This window comes from Variovorax fucosicus, from assembly GCF_030316825.1.
GTDB classification, from domain to species: domain Bacteria; phylum Pseudomonadota; class Gammaproteobacteria; order Burkholderiales; family Burkholderiaceae_C; genus Variovorax; species Variovorax fucosicus.
In genome coordinates this window covers 1,901,885-1,918,950 of sequence record NZ_JASZYU010000001.1, presented here as the reverse complement: position 1 = coordinate 1,918,950, position 17,066 = coordinate 1,901,885, and the positions used below count along the sequence as shown (strand labels likewise).

The 17,066-nt window shown below is 66.1% G+C and carries 19 protein-coding genes; 17 read left to right on the top strand and 2 right to left on the bottom strand.

Annotation, left to right across the window (positions count from 1 at the left end; translation table 11 throughout):
* The first annotated feature begins 14 nt into the window (after window positions 1-14).
* From QTI05_RS09105 to QTI05_RS09025, 17 genes are all read left to right on the top strand, one after another.
* Window positions 15-980, top strand: a complete 966-nt coding sequence (locus QTI05_RS09105; RefSeq protein WP_286624034.1) for a tripartite tricarboxylate transporter substrate binding protein — start codon at window positions 15-17, stop codon at window positions 978-980.
* 17 nt (window positions 981-997) lie between these two features.
* Window positions 998-1,813: an SDR family oxidoreductase gene (locus QTI05_RS09100; protein ID WP_286540623.1), complete on the top strand. Its 816-nt coding sequence runs from the start codon at window positions 998-1,000 to the stop codon at window positions 1,811-1,813.
* On the top strand, window positions 1,810-2,265 hold the full coding sequence (locus tag QTI05_RS09095) for a PaaI family thioesterase (protein ID WP_286624032.1): 456 nt from the start codon (window positions 1,810-1,812) through the stop codon (window positions 2,263-2,265). The genes QTI05_RS09100 and QTI05_RS09095 overlap by 4 nt, the downstream gene beginning before the upstream one ends.
* A gap of 119 nt (window positions 2,266-2,384) precedes the next feature.
* Window positions 2,385-3,569 carry a lipid-transfer protein gene (locus QTI05_RS09090; RefSeq protein ID WP_286624650.1) on the top strand — a complete coding sequence of 395 codons (1,185 nt, stop codon included), beginning with the start codon at window positions 2,385-2,387 and terminating at the stop codon, window positions 3,567-3,569.
* 7 nt (window positions 3,570-3,576) lie between these two features.
* The gene (locus QTI05_RS09085; protein ID WP_286624030.1) at window positions 3,577-4,020 is read left to right on the top strand and encodes a MaoC family dehydratase N-terminal domain-containing protein; all 444 of its coding nucleotides are present in this window, start codon (window positions 3,577-3,579) and stop codon (window positions 4,018-4,020) included.
* A gap of 28 nt (window positions 4,021-4,048) precedes the next feature.
* On the top strand, window positions 4,049-4,477 hold the full coding sequence (locus QTI05_RS09080) for a MaoC family dehydratase (protein ID WP_286624029.1): 429 nt from the start codon (window positions 4,049-4,051) through the stop codon (window positions 4,475-4,477).
* A gap of 173 nt (window positions 4,478-4,650) precedes the next feature.
* Complete coding sequence (locus QTI05_RS09075) at window positions 4,651-5,478, top strand: SDR family NAD(P)-dependent oxidoreductase (protein ID WP_286624027.1); 828 nt, start codon at window positions 4,651-4,653, stop codon at window positions 5,476-5,478.
* A complete protein-coding gene (locus QTI05_RS09070) occupies window positions 5,478-6,632 on the top strand; it encodes an acyl-CoA dehydrogenase family protein (protein WP_286624025.1) in 1,155 nt (384 codons plus the stop codon). Before QTI05_RS09075 ends, QTI05_RS09070 begins: the two co-directional genes overlap by 1 nt.
* On the top strand, window positions 6,629-8,383 hold the full coding sequence (locus QTI05_RS09065) for a long-chain-fatty-acid--CoA ligase (RefSeq protein WP_286624024.1): 1,755 nt from the start codon (window positions 6,629-6,631) through the stop codon (window positions 8,381-8,383). Before QTI05_RS09070 ends, QTI05_RS09065 begins: the two co-directional genes overlap by 4 nt.
* A complete protein-coding gene (locus QTI05_RS09060; RefSeq protein WP_286624023.1) occupies window positions 8,380-9,180 on the top strand; it encodes an enoyl-CoA hydratase/isomerase family protein in 801 nt (266 codons plus the stop codon). Before QTI05_RS09065 ends, QTI05_RS09060 begins: the two co-directional genes overlap by 4 nt.
* A gap of 24 nt (window positions 9,181-9,204) precedes the next feature.
* Window positions 9,205-10,110, top strand: a complete 906-nt coding sequence (locus QTI05_RS09055; RefSeq protein WP_286624649.1) for an SDR family NAD(P)-dependent oxidoreductase — start codon at window positions 9,205-9,207, stop codon at window positions 10,108-10,110.
* An 8-nt stretch (window positions 10,111-10,118) separates the two neighbouring features.
* Window positions 10,119-10,514: a Zn-ribbon domain-containing OB-fold protein gene (locus tag QTI05_RS09050; RefSeq protein ID WP_286624022.1), complete on the top strand. Its 396-nt coding sequence runs from the start codon at window positions 10,119-10,121 to the stop codon at window positions 10,512-10,514.
* The gene (locus tag QTI05_RS09045; RefSeq protein ID WP_286624021.1) at window positions 10,511-11,689 is read left to right on the top strand and encodes a thiolase family protein; all 1,179 of its coding nucleotides are present in this window, start codon (window positions 10,511-10,513) and stop codon (window positions 11,687-11,689) included. The genes QTI05_RS09050 and QTI05_RS09045 overlap by 4 nt, the downstream gene beginning before the upstream one ends.
* Before the next feature lie 10 nt (window positions 11,690-11,699).
* Window positions 11,700-12,854, top strand: coding sequence for an acyl-CoA dehydrogenase family protein (locus tag QTI05_RS09040; protein WP_286624020.1), 1,155 nt, complete (start codon window positions 11,700-11,702; stop codon window positions 12,852-12,854).
* A gap of 31 nt (window positions 12,855-12,885) precedes the next feature.
* Window positions 12,886-13,872: a Bug family tripartite tricarboxylate transporter substrate binding protein gene (locus QTI05_RS09035; RefSeq protein WP_286624019.1), complete on the top strand. Its 987-nt coding sequence runs from the start codon at window positions 12,886-12,888 to the stop codon at window positions 13,870-13,872.
* A gap of 133 nt (window positions 13,873-14,005) precedes the next feature.
* On the top strand, window positions 14,006-14,440 hold the full coding sequence (locus QTI05_RS09030; RefSeq protein ID WP_286624018.1) for a hypothetical protein: 435 nt from the start codon (window positions 14,006-14,008) through the stop codon (window positions 14,438-14,440).
* Window positions 14,398-14,955, top strand: a complete 558-nt coding sequence (locus QTI05_RS09025; protein WP_286657799.1) for a hypothetical protein — start codon at window positions 14,398-14,400, stop codon at window positions 14,953-14,955. Before QTI05_RS09030 ends, QTI05_RS09025 begins: the two co-directional genes overlap by 43 nt.
* Before the next feature lie 308 nt (window positions 14,956-15,263).
* On the opposite strand, the gene QTI05_RS09020 is transcribed toward QTI05_RS09025, so the two are convergent.
* Together QTI05_RS09020 and QTI05_RS09015 are read right to left on the bottom strand one after the other, a co-directional pair.
* Window positions 15,264-16,277, bottom strand: coding sequence for a hypothetical protein (locus QTI05_RS09020; protein WP_286624016.1), 1,014 nt, complete (start codon window positions 16,275-16,277; stop codon window positions 15,264-15,266).
* A 149-nt stretch (window positions 16,278-16,426) separates the two neighbouring features.
* Complete coding sequence (locus QTI05_RS09015; RefSeq protein WP_286624015.1) at window positions 16,427-17,008, bottom strand: hypothetical protein; 582 nt, start codon at window positions 17,006-17,008, stop codon at window positions 16,427-16,429.
* Window positions 17,009-17,066: the final 58 nt, after the last annotated feature.

The following is a 17,066-nucleotide window of genomic DNA, read 5'->3' as shown; positions in this document are numbered from 1 at the left end:
CAGGAGACAACACCATGACGAAGATGCATCGCCGCGCGGCCCTGGCCGCACTGGCCGCCTGCGCGCTGGCCGCGCCGCTGGCGCAGGCCGCCGACCCTTACCCGCACAAGCCAATCCAGCTCGTGCTGCCATTTCCGCCCGGCGGCTCTTTCGACCCGATCTTCCGCACGCTGGCCGAGGCTGCCTCCAGGGACCTGGGCCAGCCCATCGTGCTGATGCACAGGCCGGGCGCAGGCGGCGTCACCGGCACCGCATCGCTGGCGACCATGAACGAGGCCGACGGCTACACGATCGCGGTCATGCACAACTCGGTGATCCGCGCGCCGCTGGTGCAAAAGGTGACCTGGGACCCTCTCAAGGATTTCACCTACCTGATCGGGCTGGCCGGCCTCACCACCGGCATCGTGGTGGCCGCCGACGCGCCCTGGAAGTCGCTGCCCGAACTGCTGGCCGACGCGAAGAAGCGTCCCGGCGCTGTCAGCTGGGGCAACGTCGGTGCGATCAGCATCAACCGCATCTACGCCGAGCGGCTCGCCAAGCAGGCGGGCACCTCCTTCAACCTGGTGCCCTACAAGGGCGGCAGTGAGGCTTTCCAGGCGGTGATCGGGCGCCATCTCGACGTCTACGGCGACCCCGGCTTCGGGCCCCAGGTTCAGGGCGGCAAGGTGCGCCTGCTCGCCACCTTCACCGCGGAGCGCCTGAAGCGCTACGACGCGCCGACCGTGAAGGAGCTGGGTCATGACATGGTGATCGAATCGCCGGTGGGCCTGGTTGCGCCGAAGAACCTCGATCCGAAGATCGCCGCCAGGCTGCACGCGGCCTTCAGCAAGGCTGCGGCGGACCCCGCCTACCTCCAGCAGCTGGAGCTGTTCGACATGCAGCCCAAGCTGATTACCGGCGAGAGCTATGCCGACTATGCCCGTACCCAGTTCGAGCGCGAGCGGAAGATGCTGGCCGAGATCGGCTTCAAGCCGGAGTGAGCGGAATGATGAACCCCATGGACTTTTCCGCATTCGATTTCAAGGGACGCCACGTGGCCGTGGCCGGTGGCTCCAGCGGCATCAACTTCGGCATCGCGCAGGCCTTCGCGCGTGCAGGCGCGCGCATCACGGTGCTCAGCCGCTCGGCCGACAAGGTGGCGGCGGCCGCGCAGCAACTCGAAGCGCTCGGCACCGAGGCGCTCGGCATCTCCGCGGACGTGCGCCAGCCCGACGCGCTGGAGCGCGCCTTCGCGCAGGCCGCCGATCGCTTCGGCCCGATCGACGTGCTGGTCTCGGGTGCAGCCGGCAACTTCCTCGCCAGCGCGCTCGACATGTCGCCCAATGCTTTCAAGACGGTGGTCGACATCGACCTGCTCGGCAGCTTCAACGTCGCGCGGTTGGCGCATGCGCACCTGCGCCAACCGGGCGCCTGCGTGATCCAGATCTCGGCCGGGCAGGCCTTCACGCCCACGCCCTTCCAGGCCCATGTTTGCGCGGCCAAGGCGGGTGTGGACATGCTGACGCAGGTGCTCGCACTGGAGTGGGGGCCGCAGGGCATCCGCATCAACTCCATCGTGCCCGGGCCGATCGCGGACACCGAAGGCCTGAAGCGCCTCGCCCCCACCGACGACACGATGGCCGCGATGGCGCAGCGCGTGCCGCTCAAGCGCCTGGGCCGCATCGAGGACATCAGCCGCATGGCCATGCTGCTGGCCAGCGACTGGGGCTCGTACATCACCGGCGCGATCATCCCTGTCGATGGCGGCCTGGCGTTGACCGGCCCGCGCGACTTCACCGCAGCGGCGGCGGCCTCGAAGCGGGTGCCGGCATGAGCCGGCAACTGGCGAGCGCGCAGCAGCAACAACAGCAGCAATCGCTGGAGGAGGGCGACCGCCCGCGCAGCGGCCCGCAGCGCTACGTGCCCTTCTCGGAGCACATCGGCCTGCGCGTCGAAAGCGCCGAGGCTGGCGAAGCCGTGGTGTCGGTGGAACTGCGCCCCGAGCTGATGAACAACCACGCGAGCGGCCACGGCGGCGTGCTGATGACCTTGCTCGACAGCGCAATGGCGCATGCCGCGCTGTCGCGCGTGGCCTATGCGCGCGAGGTCGTCACCGTCGACATGCACGTCGCCTTCATGCGGCCCAACAGCGGGCGGCTGCAGGCGCAAGGGCGCGCCACCGGCGGCGGCCGCTCGGTGTGCTTCTGCGAAGCCACTGTCACCGACGCCAGCGGCGAGGTGGCGGCGCGCGCCATGGGCACCTTCCGCTACCGCGATCCGGCGTGAGCGCAGCGCCTGCATCCATGAGCATTTCGGCCAATCGTTTTGGCCCAATCCGCGATTGTTGAAACGGCCACCGCGGCCGAGACTTGTCTTCATCGCATCCAGGAGTTTCCATGACACGTATGCAACGCCCCGTCCACGTGGTCGGCGTGGGGATGATCCCCTTCACCAAGCCCGGCGCCAGTGACCCGTACACCGTGATGGGAGCGCGCGCCGCGAAGCTCGCGCTCGACGATGCCGGCGTCGACTATTCGCTGGTGCAACAGGCTTACGTTGGCTACGTCTACGGCGATTCCACCGCCGGCCAGGCGGCCATCTACGGCGTCGGCCTCACCGGCATCCCGGTCTTCAACCTCAACAACAACTGCTCCACCGGTTCGAGCGCGCTGTTCCTCGCGCGCCAGGCGGTCGAAAGCGGCATGGTCGAATGCGCCATCGCGCTCGGCTTCGAGCAGATGCAGCCCGGCGCGCTCAAGGGCGCCTACGACGACCGTCCCTCGCCGATGACGCGCTTCGCCGAGGTAATGGCCGAGAAGCAGGGCTTCATTCCCGAAGCGCCGCGCGCAGCGCAGTTCTTCGGCGGCGCCGGCCGCGACTACATGGCGCAGTACGGCATCCGCCGCGACACCTTCGGCCGCATCTCGGTCAAGGCGCGCCAGCATGCCGCGCGCAACCCGCTGGCGGTGTTCCGCCAGACGCTGACGCTGGACGAGGTGATGGCCTCGGCGCCGGTGTTCGATCCGCTCACCCGCTTCCAGTGCTGCCCGCCCACCTGCGGCGCGGCCGCGGCAATCGTCTGCTCCGCCGAGTTCGCCAAGAAGCACGGGCTGGACATGCGCGTCGTGATCGCGGCGCAGGCCATGACCACCGACACGCCCTCCACCTTCGAGAGCAAGGACATGCGCAAGCTGGTGGGCTACGACATGACCGCGGCCGCAGCGAAGCAGGTGTACGAAGCGGCCGGCATCGGCCCCGAGGAGCTGGACGTGGTGGAGCTGCACGACTGCTTCACCGCCAACGAGCTGATCACCTACGAGGCGCTGGGCCTCACGCCTGAGGGCACGGCCGAGCGCTTCATCGTCGACGGCGACAACACCTATGGCGGCCGCGTGGTGACCAACCCTTCCGGCGGCCTGCTGTCCAAGGGCCATCCGCTCGGCGCCACCGGCCTTGCGCAATGTGCAGAGCTGGTGTGGCAACTGCGCGGCCAGGCCGAGCAGCGGCAGGTGGAGGGCGCGCGTCTCGCGCTGCAGCACAACCTGGGTCTGGGCGGCGCATGCGTCGTCACGCTCTACCAAGCCACCTGATATCGAGATGATCGATCGCCGCCACATAGGCCACACGCTGCCGCCGTTCCAGGTGGAAGTGGAGAAGGGCCGTCTGCGCTTCTTCGCCAAGGCCACGGGCCAGACCGACCCGGTCTACATCGACGAAGCCGCGGCACGCGCCGCGGGGCATCCAGGCCTGCCGGTGCCGCCAACCTTTTTCTTCTGCATGGAGATGGAGTCGCCCAACCCCGCCGCCATTCGCGAGCTGCTGGGCATGGACTACCGCAGCCTGCTGCACGGCGAGCAGGGCTTCAGCTATCACGCGATGGCCCATGCCGGCGACACGCTGCGCTTCGAGCAGCGCATCGCCGACATCTACGACAAGAAGGGCGGGGCGCTCGAGTTCGTGGTGCGCAATACGCGCGTCAGCAACCAGCGCGATGAACTCGTGGCGGAACTGCGCTGCGTGACGGTGGTGCGCAATGGCTGATGCCGCTTTGATCGACGCTCTGATTCCAATGACAAGCAAGACCCTTCCTGCCTGGGACGCACTGCAACCGGGCGACACCTTGCCGCCGCTGGAACTGCCACCGATCAGCCGTCTGGCATTGGCGCTGTACTGCGGCGCCTCGGGCGACCACAACCCGATCCACGTCGACATTGACTTCGCCAAGTCCGCCGGCATGCCCGATGTGTTTGCGCACGGCATGCTGTCGGCCGCGTGGCTCGGGCGGCTGTTGACCAACTGGGTGCCGCAGTCGGCCATCCGCTCGCTCGATGTGCGCTTTGCCGCCATCACGCAGATGGGCGAGCGCATCACCTGCACCGGCACGGTCGCCGAGAAATTCGAACACGAAGGCCGGCGCTGCGTGCGGCTGCAGGTCGCAACAACCAATGCGCAAGGCACACCCAAGCTGACCGGCGAAGCACTGATCGCCTGGCATTGAGATGAAAACCCACCCCCGTTTCTCGCTCACTTCGTGTAGCGCGCATACCCCCTCAAGGGGGCAACACCAGCGGCCCGGCAAAGCCGGTTCCGCGGTGTTTCACGAACGGGCATCGCTACGCTCGTCGCGACGTGTCGCGGGTGGCGCCATGAACCACTGATACAGGACAACACATGAACCGAAAACTCGAAGGCAAGGTCGCCCTCGTCTCTGGCTCCGGCCGCGGCATCGGGCGCGAGATCGCGCTCAAGCTGGCGAGCGACGGCGCCAGCGTCGTCATCAACGACCTCGATGCCGAACCGGCCGCGCAGACCGTCGCCGACATCGTGGCCGCGGGCGGCAGCGCCACGGCCTGCGCCGGCAGCGTGACCGACAGCGGCTTTGCCGACCGGTTCGTGCGCACCGCCATCGACAGCTATGGTGGCCTGGACATCATCGTCAACAACGCCGGCTACACCTGGGACAACGTGGTGCAGAAAATGACCGACGAGCAGTGGGAGGCCATGCTCGCCGTGCACCTGACCGCGCCCTTTCGCATCCTGCGCGCGGCCTCGGGCTTCATCCGCGATGCGGCCAAGCGCGAGACCGACGAAGGCCGCGAGGTGTTCCGCAAGGTGGTCAACATCTCGTCCACCTCCGGCGTGTACGGCAACGCGGGCCAGGCCAACTACGCAGCCGCCAAGGCCGGCATCAACGGGCTGACCAAGGCGATGGCCAAGGAATGGGGCCGCTACAAGGTCACCGTCAACAGCGTCGCGTTCGGCCTGATCAAGACCCGGCTGACCGAAGCCGATGCCAGCGCGGGCGCGAGCATCGACATCGAGGGCCGGCAGATCAAGGTGGGCGTCAATCCGCAGATCCTGAAGAACGCCGAAGCCATGATCCCGCTGGGCCGCGGCGGCACGCCGCAGGAAGCGGCCGGCGCGGTCTACCTGTTCTGCATTCCGGAGTCCAACTACGTCAGCGGACAGGTGCTGGTCTGCGGAGGCGGCAGGCCGTGATGAATGTGACCCGGCCGTGGATGAACGAAGAGCTGGAGATGCTGCGCGACAGCGCGCGCCGCTTCTTCGAGCGCGAATGCGTTCCCAACGAGCCGCGCTGGCGCGCGCAGCACCATGCCGACCGCGACATCTGGAGCAAGGCCGGTGCGGCCGGGCTGCTGTGCGCGAGCATCCCCGAGGAATACGGCGGCGGCGGCGGCAGCTTCCTGCACGAGGCCGTGATCTGCGAGGAGCAGATGCGCGCCATGGCGCAGGCCTTCAGCAACAACGTGCACAGCGGCATCGTCGCCCACTACCTGCTGGCCTACGGCACCGAAGAACAGAAGCGCCGCTGGCTGCCACGCATGGCCAGCGGTGAACTGGTGGCCGCCATCGCGATGAGCGAGCCCGGCGCCGGCACCGACCTGCAGCGCATCAAGACGCAGGCGAAGCGCGAGGGCGACCACTGGTGCATCAGCGGCAGCAAGACCTTCATCACCAACGGAATGCACGCCGGCCTGGTCTGCGTTGCAGCCAAGACGGGTGCCGCGGGCGGTGCCAAGGGCATCTCGCTGCTGATGGTCGAAACCGAAGGCACGGCGGGCTTCCGCCGCGGGCCGCTACTCGACAAGATGGGCCAGAAGACGCTGGACACCACCGAGCTGTTCTTCGACGACGTGCGCGTGCCGGCCGACAATCTGCTGGGCGGCCAGGAGGGCAGCGGCTTCGCGCAGCTCATGGCGCAGCTGCCGCGCGAGCGCATGCTGATCGCCGTCGGTGCGGTGGCGACCATGCAGCGCGCGATCAACGACACGCTTGCGTACGTGCGCGACCGCCAGGTGTTCGGCGAGCCGTTGCTGAAGATGCAGAACACGCGCTTCAAGCTGGCCGAGTGCGAGACGCAGGCGCAGGTGGCGCGCGCCTTCGTGGACGACTGCATCGCCCGACTGATGCGCGGTGAGCTCGACGTGCCGACGGCCGCCATGGCCAAGTGGTGGACCACCGACGCCTGCTGCCGCATCGTCGACGAGTGCCTGCAGCTGCACGGCGGCTACGGCTTCATGAACGAGTACCCGATCGCGCGGCTCTATGCCGACGTGCGCGTCGGCCGCATCTACGGCGGCGCCAACGAGGTGATGAAAGAGATCATCGCGCGGGCCATGGAGAAGCAATGATGGTGAGCGCCGCACGGCCGCCCGAAGGCGCGAAGGCCCCCCCGGGGGGCAGCGACCCACACGCAGTGGGGGAGCGTGGGGGCACTCTTCGCGTTCGTCCGCACTTCCGCTTCTGGCCCAAGGGCGTCGCACGCGAGCTGGTCGTGCCGCAGGCAACGCTGCCGGAGTACCTCGAGGTTGCAGCGCGGCGCTATCCGGACAAGGCCGCGATCGTCTATTGCGGCAGCGTCGTGCGCTATGCCAAGCTCCAGCAGCGCGTGGCTGCGATGTCGGCCTGGCTGCGCGACACGCTCGGGCTGCAGCGCGGCGACCGCGTGCTGATTGCCAGCCAGAACTGCCCACAGTTCGTGGTTGCCTGCTACGCGATCCTGCGTGCGGGCGGCGTCGTGGTGCCTGTGAATCCCATGAGCAAGGCCCAGGAGGTTAGGTACTACGCAGAGAACAGTGGCGCGCGCATCGCGTTCGTGGCGCAGGAGCTGCTGGAGTACTTCGAGCCCGGCCTGTTCGACCGCATCGTCGTGCATGCGTACAGCGAGGCCGTGGCGGATGCCTCCGACGAGATCCCGAACTGGGTGCTCGAGCCGCTGCGTCCGATCGCGCGGCCCGATTGCGCGGGGTGGGCCAGCGTGCCGGCCACCGGCGATGGTGCAGACGCGGGTGTACTCCCCACGGATCTCGCCATCCTGCCCTACACCTCGGGTACAACCGGCCACCCCAAGGGTTGCATGCACACCCACCAGACAGTGATCGCGTCCCTGGCCGCCTCGCACGTCTGGAAGGGCCTGCATTGCGAGACCGTGGTGCTGGCCGTCGCACCGCTGTTCCACATGCTCGGCCTGCAGAACGGCATGAACATGCCGATCTTTCTGGGCGGCACTTCGGTGATGCTGCCGCGCTGGAACCCGGCCCTGGCCGCCCGGCTGATCGAGCGCCACCGCGTCACCGCGTGGACGGCTCCGCCGGCGATGATCCTGGACTTCTTCGCGAACCCCGAGGTGGCGCAGCGCGACATCTCGAGCCTGACCCTGCTCTCCGGCGGCGCTGCGGCCATGCCCGAAGCGGTGGCAACGATGATGCAGCAGCGCTACGGCATCACCTACAACGAAGGCTACGGCCTGACCGAGACCGCCTCCTTCCTGCAGGCCAACCCGCTTGGGCGCGGCAAGCGCCAGTGCCTGGGCATCCCGGCGCAGGGCGTGGACACCCGCATCGTCGATCCGCAGACGCTGAAGGAACTGCCGCAGGGCGAGTTGGGCGAGCTGGTCACCCACGCGCCGCAGAACACCGTCGGCTACTGGCGCAACCCGCAGGCCGACCGCGACGCCTTCTTCGAGCTGGACGGCAAGCGCTTCTTTCGTACCGGCGACCTCGCCTACGTGGACGAGGAAGGCTACTTCTTCATGCGCGACCGCCTCAAGCGAATGATCAACAGCTCGGGCTTCAAGGTCTGGCCGGCCGAGGTGGAGAACATGATGTACGAGCACCCGGCGATCCACGAGGCCTGCATCATCGGCGTGCCCGACGCGAAGCAGGGCGAGGCGGTGAAGGCGATCGTCTCGCTCAAGCCCGCCTTCCGCGGCGAGGTGCAGGCGCAGGACATCGTCGATTGGGCACGCGAGCGCATGGCGGTCTACAAGGCGCCGCGTCTCGTGGAATTCGTGGACGCGCTGCCCAAGTCGGGCACCGGCAAGATCCTCTGGCGCGAGCTGCAGGAGCAGCATCGCACTCCGCCCGCCAAGGAGTCGACATGAGCGACACCCCGGTTCGCTTCGAGCGCCGCGGCACCACGGCCGTGGTGACCCTCGACAACCCCGCCACCCGCAACTCTTTCACCCCCGAGTTGAAAGAGGGCGTGGCCGCTGCCATCGCGCAGGTCAAGGCCGACAGCGGCATCCGTGCCGTGGTGATCACCGGCGCCAACGGCGCCTTCTGCGCGGGCGGCGACCTGCGCGGCATCGCCGCCGCCGGCGCGCTTGAAAGCGACAGCCTGCGCGCACGCATGCACGGCACGCACGCGATCTTCCGCGAGCTGCTGTCGCTGGATCGCCCCGTCATCGCGGCGGTGGACGGTGCGGCCTACGGTGCCGGCTTCAGCCTGGCGCTGGCGGCGGACTTCGTGCTGGTGACGCCGCGCGCCCGCTTCTGCATGGTCTTCATGCGGATCGGGCTCGTACCGGACTGCGGCGCCACCTACACCCTGCCGCGCATCGTCGGCGCGCAGCGCGCCCGCGAGCTGTTCCTCTCGTCCCGCGAAGTGGATGCGCGCGAGGCGCTGGCGCTCGGCATCGCGATGGAGCAGCACGAGCAGCCCGCGCTGCTGCCGCGGGCGCTCGCGCTGGCAGACAGCTTTGCCGGCGCCTCGCCGCTGGCCGTGAGCCTGGTCAAGCGCATCGCGCTCGACGCAGGCGCCATGGAAGCCGCCTTCGAGGCCGAGGCCAACGGCCAGGCCCTGTGCTTCCAGACCACGCCGCACCGCGACGCGTTGCAGCGGTTTTTTGACAAGCAGCCGCCGGCCTTCCAGTGGCCGCCGCGCACCGACAAGGAGTAAGAGCGAATGAGCAGTGAAACCCAAATGCTGGAAGGCAAGGTCGTCGTGGTCACCGGTGCCGGCGGCGGCATCGGGCGCGACATCGCGCTGGCGATGGCGCGCGAAGGTGCCAAGGTGGTGGTCAACGACATCGGCGCATCGGTCGGCGGAGAAGGGCAGGACGCGGGCCCGGCGCAGGCCGTGGTCAACGAGATCAAGGCCTTCGGCGGCGAGGCGGTGGCCAACACAGACAGCGTGTCGGAGCAGGCTGCCGCGGCGCGCATCGTTGGCACGGCGGTGGAGGCCTTCGGCCGCGTCGACGTGGTCGTCAACAACGCCGGCATCCTGCGCGACCGCTTCTTCCACAAGATGAGCGCCGAAGAGTGGGACGCCGTCATCAAGGTGCACCTGTACGGCGGCTTCTACGTGAGCCGCGCCGCTGCCACGCACTTCAAGGAGCAGGAGAGCGGCTGCTTCGTGCACATGACCTCTACCTCAGGGCTGGTCGGCAACCTCGGCCAGGCCAACTACAGCGCGGCCAAGCTCGGCATCGCCGCGCTGTCGAAGTCCATTGCGCTCGACATGCAGAAGTTCAACGTGCGCTCCAACTGCATCTCGCCCTTTGCGTGGAGTCGCATGATCGGCTCGATCCCGACCGAGACGCCCGAGGAGCAGGCGCGTGTCGATCGGCTCAAGCAGATGACGCCGGCCAAGATCGCGCCGCTGGCCGTCTGCCTGGCCAGCGATGCTGCGAAAGACGTCAACGGACAGATCTTTGCCGTGCGCAACAACGAGATCTTTCTCATGAGCCAGCCGCGGCCGGTGCGCTCGGTGCACCGCAGCGAAGGCTGGAGCCCGCAGACCGTGGCAAGCCATGCGCTGCCCGCGCTCAAAGCGAGCTTCTACGACCTGGATCGCTCAGCCGACGTGTTCAGCTGGGATCCGATCTGAGGACAGGCATGACGACGCAGACGATTCCCGAAGGCGTGCAGGCCTTCCACCAACGCGAACTGGATGCCGGTCGCTTTCTCCTCCAGTGCTGCGGCGGTTGCGGCCGCTACGTGTACTACCCGCGCGAGGGCTGCCCGCACTGCGGCAGCACCACGCTGGAGTGGAAGAGCTTCAGTGGCCTCGGCACCGTGCATGCCGTGACGACCGTGCGGCGCAAGCCCGCGGATGGCGGCGACCTCAACGTCAGCCTGATCGAGCTCGACGAAGGCGTGCGGCTCATGAGCCGCGTGGACAACCTCGCGCCCGACGCGGTGCGCATCGGCCAGCGCGTCAAGGCGCGGGTGCGGGTGAAAGACGGCCGCGGTTTGGTGCTGTTCGACGCCATCGACGGAGCGACTGCATGAGCGCCGGGCTCAAGGCCCTGCGCGGTAGCGCGGCCATCGCCGGCATTGCCACCTTCGGCTGCGGCGAGACGCCAGGCTTTACCGACATGGAACTGCTGGCACGCTCGGCCCATGCGGCGGTGGCCGATGCCGGCCTGACGATGCGCGACATCGACGGCCTCTGCACCGCGAGCGCTTCGGCCGCGATGTGGGCACTGCCGGTGGTCGAGTACCTCGGCCTCAACCCGCGCTACATCGACGGCACGATGCTGGGGGGCAGCAGCTTCATCGCGCATCTCTTGCCCGCGATGCATGCGATCCGCTCTGGCCAATGCAGCGCGGTTCTCATCTGCTACGGCAGTGCGCAGCGCAGCGCCGCCTTCGGCCGGCGCGAGATCGTGGCGGCGCGCCGCTTTCTCGACCCGCAGCCCTACGAGCACCCTTACGAGCCGATGCTGCCGGTGTCGGCCTATGCGCTGGCCGCATCGCGCCACATGCACGAGTTCGGCACCACGCGCGAGCAGCTTGCCGACGTGGCGGTGGCGGCCCGCGCGTGGGCCCAGCTCAACCCGGAAGCCTTCATGCGGGAGCCGCTCACGCGCGCCGATGTGCTGTCCGCCCGCATGGTGTCGGACCCGCTGACCGTGCGCGACTGCTGCCTGGTCACCGACGGGGGCGGCGCCTGCGTGCTGGTGAGCGCCGAGCGCGCGCGCGATCTGCCGAAGAAGCCGGTCTATGTGCTCGGCAATGCCACGGCGGTGTGGAACCGGCAGATCTCCTCGATGGCGGATCTCACGGTGACGGCGGCCAGCCAGTCGGGCCGCGAGGCCTTCGCCATGGCGGGGCTCGCACCGAAGGACATAGACGTCGTGCAGCTGTACGACGCCTTCACCATCAACACGCTGCTGTTCCTGGAAGACCTGGGCTTCTGCCCCAAGGGCGAAGCGGGCCGCTTCGTCGCCGATGGCGCCATCGCGCCGGGCGGCAAGCTGCCGGTCAACACCAACGGCGGCGGGCTGTCGTGCGTGCATCCCGGCATGTACGGCATCTTCGCGCTGATCGAGGCCGTGCGGCAGCTGCGCGGCGATTGCGGCGAGCGCCAGGTGAACAACGCCCACACCGCCATCGCGCACGGCAACGGCGGCATGTTGTCGAGCCAGGCCACCGCGATTCTCGGCACTGCCGAAGCCCTCTGAGAAAGCCAGCATGATCCGCGACCCGCAAACCCTCGAAGCCCTGCTCGACGCCGTCAACCGCTTCGTGCGCGAGCGCCTGGTGCCGGCCGAAGCCCTCGTGGCCGAGACCGACGAGATCCCCGACGACATCGTGCGCGAGATGAAGGAGCTGGGCCTGTTCGGTCTCACCGTGCCCGAGGAGTACGGCGGCCTCGGCGTGACGATGGAAGAAGAGGTGATGGTGATGCTGGCCATGGGCCAGACCTCGCCGTGCTTCCGCTCGCTCTTCGGCACCACGGTGGGCATCGGCTCGCAGGGCATCCTCTTCGACGGCACCGAAGCGCAGAAGAAGAAGTACCTGCCGCGCCTGGCAACCGGCGAGCTCATCGCCTCCTTCGCGCTGACCGAGCCCGAGGCCGGCTCTGACGCGGCGTCGCTCCGCACCACCGCGATCCGCGAGGGCGACCACTACATCGTCAACGGCACCAAGCGCTTTATCACCAATGCGCCGCATGCCGGCATCTTCACGCTGATGGCGCGCACCAATCCGCAGGACAAGGGCGCGGGCGGCGTTTCGGCCTTTATCGTGGAAGCGAACACGCCGGGCATCACCATCGGCCTCAAGGATCGCAAGATGGGCCAGCGCGGCGCCCACACAGCCGACGTCATCTTCGAGAACTGCAAGGTGCCTGTGAGCCAGCTGATCGGCGACCGCGAAGGCCAGGGCTTCAAGACCGCGATGAAGGTGCTGGAGAAGGGCCGCATCCACATCGCCGCCATCTGCGTCGGCGTGGCCGAGCGCATGCAGCGCGATGCGTTGAACTACGCCATCGAGCGCAAGCAGTTCGGCCAGCCCATCGCCGAGTTCCAGCTGGTGCAGGCGATGCTGGCCGACAACCAGGCCGAGATCTACGCCGCGCGCTGCATGGTGATCGATGCGGCGCGCCAGCGCGACGAGGGCCGCAACGTTTCGACCGAGGCTTCGTGCTGCAAGCTGTTTGCCTCCGAGATGTGCGGCCGCGTGGCCGACCGCGCGGTGCAGATCTTCGGCGGCGCCGGCTACATCGCCGACTACGGCATCGAACGCTTCTACCGCGACGTGCGCCTGTTCAGGCTGTACGAAGGCACCACGCAGATCCAGCAGATCGTCATCGCACGCAACCTGGTGCGCGAAGCGACGCGTTGAGTTTTTCCCACCCACCCGAGGAGACAAGACCATGAAGACATCGAAGATGCGAAGAATCTGCATTGCGGCCGGCATTGCCGCCGGCCTGACCGCCGCGCTGGCCACACCGGCCCTGGCGCAAACCGCCTACCCGAGCCAGCCGCTGAAGCTGGTGGTGCCGTACCCCGCCGGCGGCGCCACCGACACGCTGGCGCGCACCATCGGGCAGAAGCTGCAGGAAGCCTGGGGGCAGCCCGCACTGGTCGACAACCGGCCCGGCGCCGGCGGCACCATCGGCAACAGCTTCGTTGCCAAGGCGCCGGCCGACGGCTACACCCTGCTCATCGCCATCACCGCGCTGATCCAGCAGCCACCGCTCATGGAGAAGCTGCCCTACGACCCGCTGAAGGATCTTGCCCCCGTCACCATGATCGCGCGCAGCCCGAGCATGCTGGCCGTGCCGCTGGACTCGCCCGCGAAAGACCTCAAGAGCTTCATCGCGATGGTGAAGGCCAGCCCCGGCAAGTACAACTTTGGCAGCTACGGCGCCGGCACCTCGTCGCACATCCAGGGCGCGCTGCTGAACATGCAGGCCGGCATCGACCTGGTGCACGTGCCCTTCCAGGGCGCAGCGCCGCTGGTGACCAACCTGGTCGGCGGCCAGCTCGCCTCGGCCTTTGTCGACAGCGCCAGCGCCCGGCCGCACCTCAAGTCCATGCGCCCGCTGGCCGTGACCGGCACGCAGCGCATGCCCGGCCTGCCCGACGTGCCCACCTTCGCCGAGCTGGGCTACCACTCCTTCGACCCCTACGGCTGGTTTGGCGTGTTCCTGCCCGCCGCCACACCGGCGCCGGTGGTGCAAAAGCTGTCGGAAGAGATCAACCGCATCCTGCACTTGCCGGACGTCACCGCCAAGATCGAGGCGCTGGGCCTGCAGGTGGGCGGCGGCAAGCCGGAGGAGTTCCAGAAGGTCGTGCGGACGGATGCGGCGATCTACGCGAAGATCATCAAGGATGCGAATATTCGGCTGGCGCCGTGAGTGGCGGCAGTCGGCTGCGGAATCAACCGGTCGATGCAGCCTATTGGCTGAACGTTTCAGCAGGTGCTTGAAAGTTGAGAGTCTTGCTGGGCGCTCGTTCTTGGTCTGATTCAAAAAAAGGTGGAGACTCAATGTGCCAAGTTCGCTGATGACCTTTCGAGGCAAGAGCTTCTGGATGCACAACGCCGTAGCGGAGGTGTGGTTCGCCGCTTTCACGCGGGAGGTTGTAGGCGAAAAAGGAGCGCCAGAGTGGATCCAGTCCATGTTGGATGATGTGGCGCCGGCGCTTGAGCACGGATGGGTCGACGGAATAGTGATGAGTGCCTTCGACGAGCACCTCACATCAAATCAGAGGTTGGAAGCCTTCCTGCCTCGAATGGCAAGGACGAACTCGTACCTTCGTTCGGCCGCTGTTCTTGGGGACGTGGTGGTTGTCGGGAGGTTTTGCGTCAGCAAGGAATTCTTGCTGCCGCAAATTGAACGACTGGAAGACCTTTTCCTACGCCCCCAGGTGCTCTCCGAGCCATGGGAGATATTTACAGCGCCGGCAGGTTGGCGAGCCGCATGACAGGCGGCAGACGACCAGCAGCGGACACACCCGACATCAATATCTTCGCCATGCCACGACCACTTTCAGCAGATCGCGAGCGAGAGTTCCAGGAGTTGTTCGCGCTCGTTGATTTCTGGGCGACACACGTCAAGAAGACCGCACCGAACTCCCAAAATAACATGGCAGATGTCTGCGCAAACATCGTTCAGCAGCATGGGCGGTCAAAGGCGCTTGAAGGCCTACGCATGGCGGCCAATGACATCATCGAGGAATTGAGCGACATCCCTTCAGAAGAAGTCGCTTCGCTTGACGAATCCATGCTTGCCTCCGGACTCGTGACGTTGTCCGAACTTCGTCGTCGATACGCCTCTTCGTACAAACGCATTGTGAAGCGCGGCCACATCCGCAACGACACGGAGTACTACCTCATCAATGGCATTGTGGTCGATCTGGCCAAAGCGGTTCCGGATGCGGAGCGCCGTGAGCTTCAGCGGCTCACTGAGGCATACGAAGCGATGGCGAGACGACCGTAACAGCGCTTTCTGACGCGGCGGTACGTCCGCTTTGCAGCGATTGCTGTCTGCGCCACGAAGCGAGTTAAGGGCTGCTTTTGCGCCAAGAGCAGTCATTCAATCTGTGACAAGCCGCTCGACGTGAAAGCGGCGGACCTAGGAGCTCGCGTCTTGAAATGATGTTCCGCGCTGTCACCTCTGAGCTCGACGAAGACAAGGCGTACTTCCTGTTCGTCGGCTGCGAGCATCGCAACGGGCTCGTTACGTCGCGGGTGACAAGGGCGAGATCGCGTTTGCTCAAGCCGTCGGCGTGAACAGTCGCATGCAAGTCAATACTCGTCGGCGTCGTTTTCATCTCCGAAGGCGTCTTGATGCTCTGCTTGATAGACCTCTGAGCGCTTCTTGAGTGCAGCGCGAACACGCTCCCCCATTTCGACGGTTTGCGCGTTGAGCTTCGTCAAGTCACCGCCTAAGCCAATGTCGGCTCGCGCTGATGCCATTACTTCGTTCACATGCCCATTCAGGGCGGTCTGCCTCTCAATCACAAAGCTCAGATACTCCGACACTTTGCGTTGAAGCTTTGCATCAAGATCGTTGACAAGCTGCACCCACTGATGCTCAGACCGCATCGAGCCGCGCTGCTCGCGACTTACATTGTTCTCGCGGTTTAGCCAGTCCGGCGTCATCCTTTGCGCCTGTGGTTGGGCTCGCATTGCGCGCAGCTCCTCGCCCAATTGAGCCGTCTCAGCCTCGAACTTCCTCAACTGCTTCGTGAAGGCTGCAATGCTTTCTCGCAGTTCCTTGATGACTTCAGCTCGCGCCAAAGCCACGAAGTAAAACTCGTTGACTTGCGTGTAAAACTCGCGGACCCCGTAAGCGGATTCGACCTCGCCCCAGATCCAGAGCTTGTTTACGGATGCGCTCATGATGGAAAGTAGAGCACGCTCTTCGAACTTCGCATCCGGGTTAGCAAGGCCTCCGATGAACTGCTGCACCTTTTGGTAGTCGGCAAGAATTTCGACGTAGATGTCGCGGCGAGCTTCCATCAGGCGATTGGTATTGGCTTCATCCCTGTCATGCGCCATCTTGGCGTCGGCAGCCTCCTGCGCTGCCTTGAGCTGTTTATCGGTGGTTGCGGCTGCTGCCGTGAGCTGCTTGCCCAAGTTCAACGCCGCGGCATCTAGTTGCTTTGTCGTGTTCTCCGCGCTGAGCTGCAGGTTGCTTCGCGTCGCCCAGATGCTGTAGACCAATACAAGGAACGCAACAAGCGGCGTCAGGTACGTTGGATCGTGCCAGCTTGTTTCCTTTGCCTGTGTTTGCAGCGTGATCGCGATGGTTTTCACACCAGCCTCAACCGGTAGCAGAACGGGGGCAGAGGCGGTAGGCAGAGTACCGGGCGCCACGGGTGCGGACGCCGGTGCTTGGGCTTGGGTTGGGACTATTTCCGCCGGCGCGGAAGCAGTAGAGGTTCGCCAAGTGACTTCGGCCATAACTACATCGAACCGTCAGCAAATACTTTTTCGGCCATAAGCTTCAAGACCATACGCACGTCCTTCGCCTTTACTTGCAGATCAACGAACTCGGTATTCGCGTTGTCTTGGTAAGTCAGCCGTGAGGCACCTCCCGTCATGCGCCCGTTGCTCGCCATGTTCTTCGGAATCTCCTCAAGCTGGTCAGAGGGAGGCCGGGCGCCATAGATCGGGACGTGCGTGCCGAAGTACGTCCCGACATAGTTAAGGATGCCATCTGGAGTTTTTTCGGCAGCAAGCCTTTCGGCGGCTGCAGCCCAAAGAGTTTTGTTTGCCCGCGCCTCTTGGTACGCAAGTTTCGTGGCGACACGGAGCGGCATGAGGCCTCCTAAGCGCATTTTCCCAAACGCTTGAAGTCGACGTCCCATCGAGAAGGGAAGCGATGAAAGCTCGACGACGCCGTAGACCAGTAGACAGGCAGTCACAACGTACAGAGCTTTTGCGCCCAATGACCACTTAAAGTCGCCGATGGCTATTGCCGTGCTGAAGACGAATGTGGCTGCCGACCAAAAGCCAGCGGTTCCCACCACTTTTCCCTGGAACATGCCCTCACTCCGTTATTGGTTGAGCTCCATGCTGCCACAGCCGTGCACACCCCCCTGA

Excerpts from the sequence above, each read along its gene's own strand:
- QTI05_RS09090 (WP_286624650.1), top strand. The coding sequence starts at position 2,385 with ATGCAACGCCCCGTCCACGTGGTCGGCGTGGGGATGATCCCCTTCACC.
- QTI05_RS09050 (WP_286624022.1), top strand. The coding sequence starts at position 10,119 with ATGACGACGCAGACGATTCCCGAAGGCGTGCAGGCCTTCCACCAACGC.
- QTI05_RS09070 (WP_286624025.1), top strand. The coding sequence starts at position 5,478 with ATGAATGTGACCCGGCCGTGGATGAACGAAGAGCTGGAGATGCTGCGC.
- QTI05_RS09015 (WP_286624015.1), bottom strand. The coding sequence starts at position 17,008 with ATGTTCCAGGGAAAAGTGGTGGGAACCGCTGGCTTTTGGTCGGCAGCC.
- QTI05_RS09085 (WP_286624030.1), top strand. The coding sequence starts at position 3,577 with ATGATCGATCGCCGCCACATAGGCCACACGCTGCCGCCGTTCCAGGTG.
- QTI05_RS09035 (WP_286624019.1), top strand. The coding sequence starts at position 12,886 with ATGAAGACATCGAAGATGCGAAGAATCTGCATTGCGGCCGGCATTGCC.
- QTI05_RS09080 (WP_286624029.1), top strand. The coding sequence starts at position 4,049 with ATGACAAGCAAGACCCTTCCTGCCTGGGACGCACTGCAACCGGGCGAC.
- QTI05_RS09055 (WP_286624649.1), top strand. The coding sequence starts at position 9,205 with ATGCTGGAAGGCAAGGTCGTCGTGGTCACCGGTGCCGGCGGCGGCATC.
- QTI05_RS09100 (WP_286540623.1), top strand. The coding sequence starts at position 998 with ATGGACTTTTCCGCATTCGATTTCAAGGGACGCCACGTGGCCGTGGCC.
- QTI05_RS09045 (WP_286624021.1), top strand. The coding sequence starts at position 10,511 with ATGAGCGCCGGGCTCAAGGCCCTGCGCGGTAGCGCGGCCATCGCCGGC.
- QTI05_RS09040 (WP_286624020.1), top strand. The coding sequence starts at position 11,700 with ATGATCCGCGACCCGCAAACCCTCGAAGCCCTGCTCGACGCCGTCAAC.
- QTI05_RS09025 (WP_286657799.1), top strand. The coding sequence starts at position 14,398 with ATGGGAGATATTTACAGCGCCGGCAGGTTGGCGAGCCGCATGACAGGC.
- QTI05_RS09105 (WP_286624034.1), top strand. The coding sequence starts at position 15 with ATGACGAAGATGCATCGCCGCGCGGCCCTGGCCGCACTGGCCGCCTGC.
- QTI05_RS09075 (WP_286624027.1), top strand. The coding sequence starts at position 4,651 with ATGAACCGAAAACTCGAAGGCAAGGTCGCCCTCGTCTCTGGCTCCGGC.
- QTI05_RS09095 (WP_286624032.1), top strand. The coding sequence starts at position 1,810 with ATGAGCCGGCAACTGGCGAGCGCGCAGCAGCAACAACAGCAGCAATCG.
- QTI05_RS09060 (WP_286624023.1), top strand. The coding sequence starts at position 8,380 with ATGAGCGACACCCCGGTTCGCTTCGAGCGCCGCGGCACCACGGCCGTG.
- QTI05_RS09065 (WP_286624024.1), top strand. The coding sequence starts at position 6,629 with ATGATGGTGAGCGCCGCACGGCCGCCCGAAGGCGCGAAGGCCCCCCCG.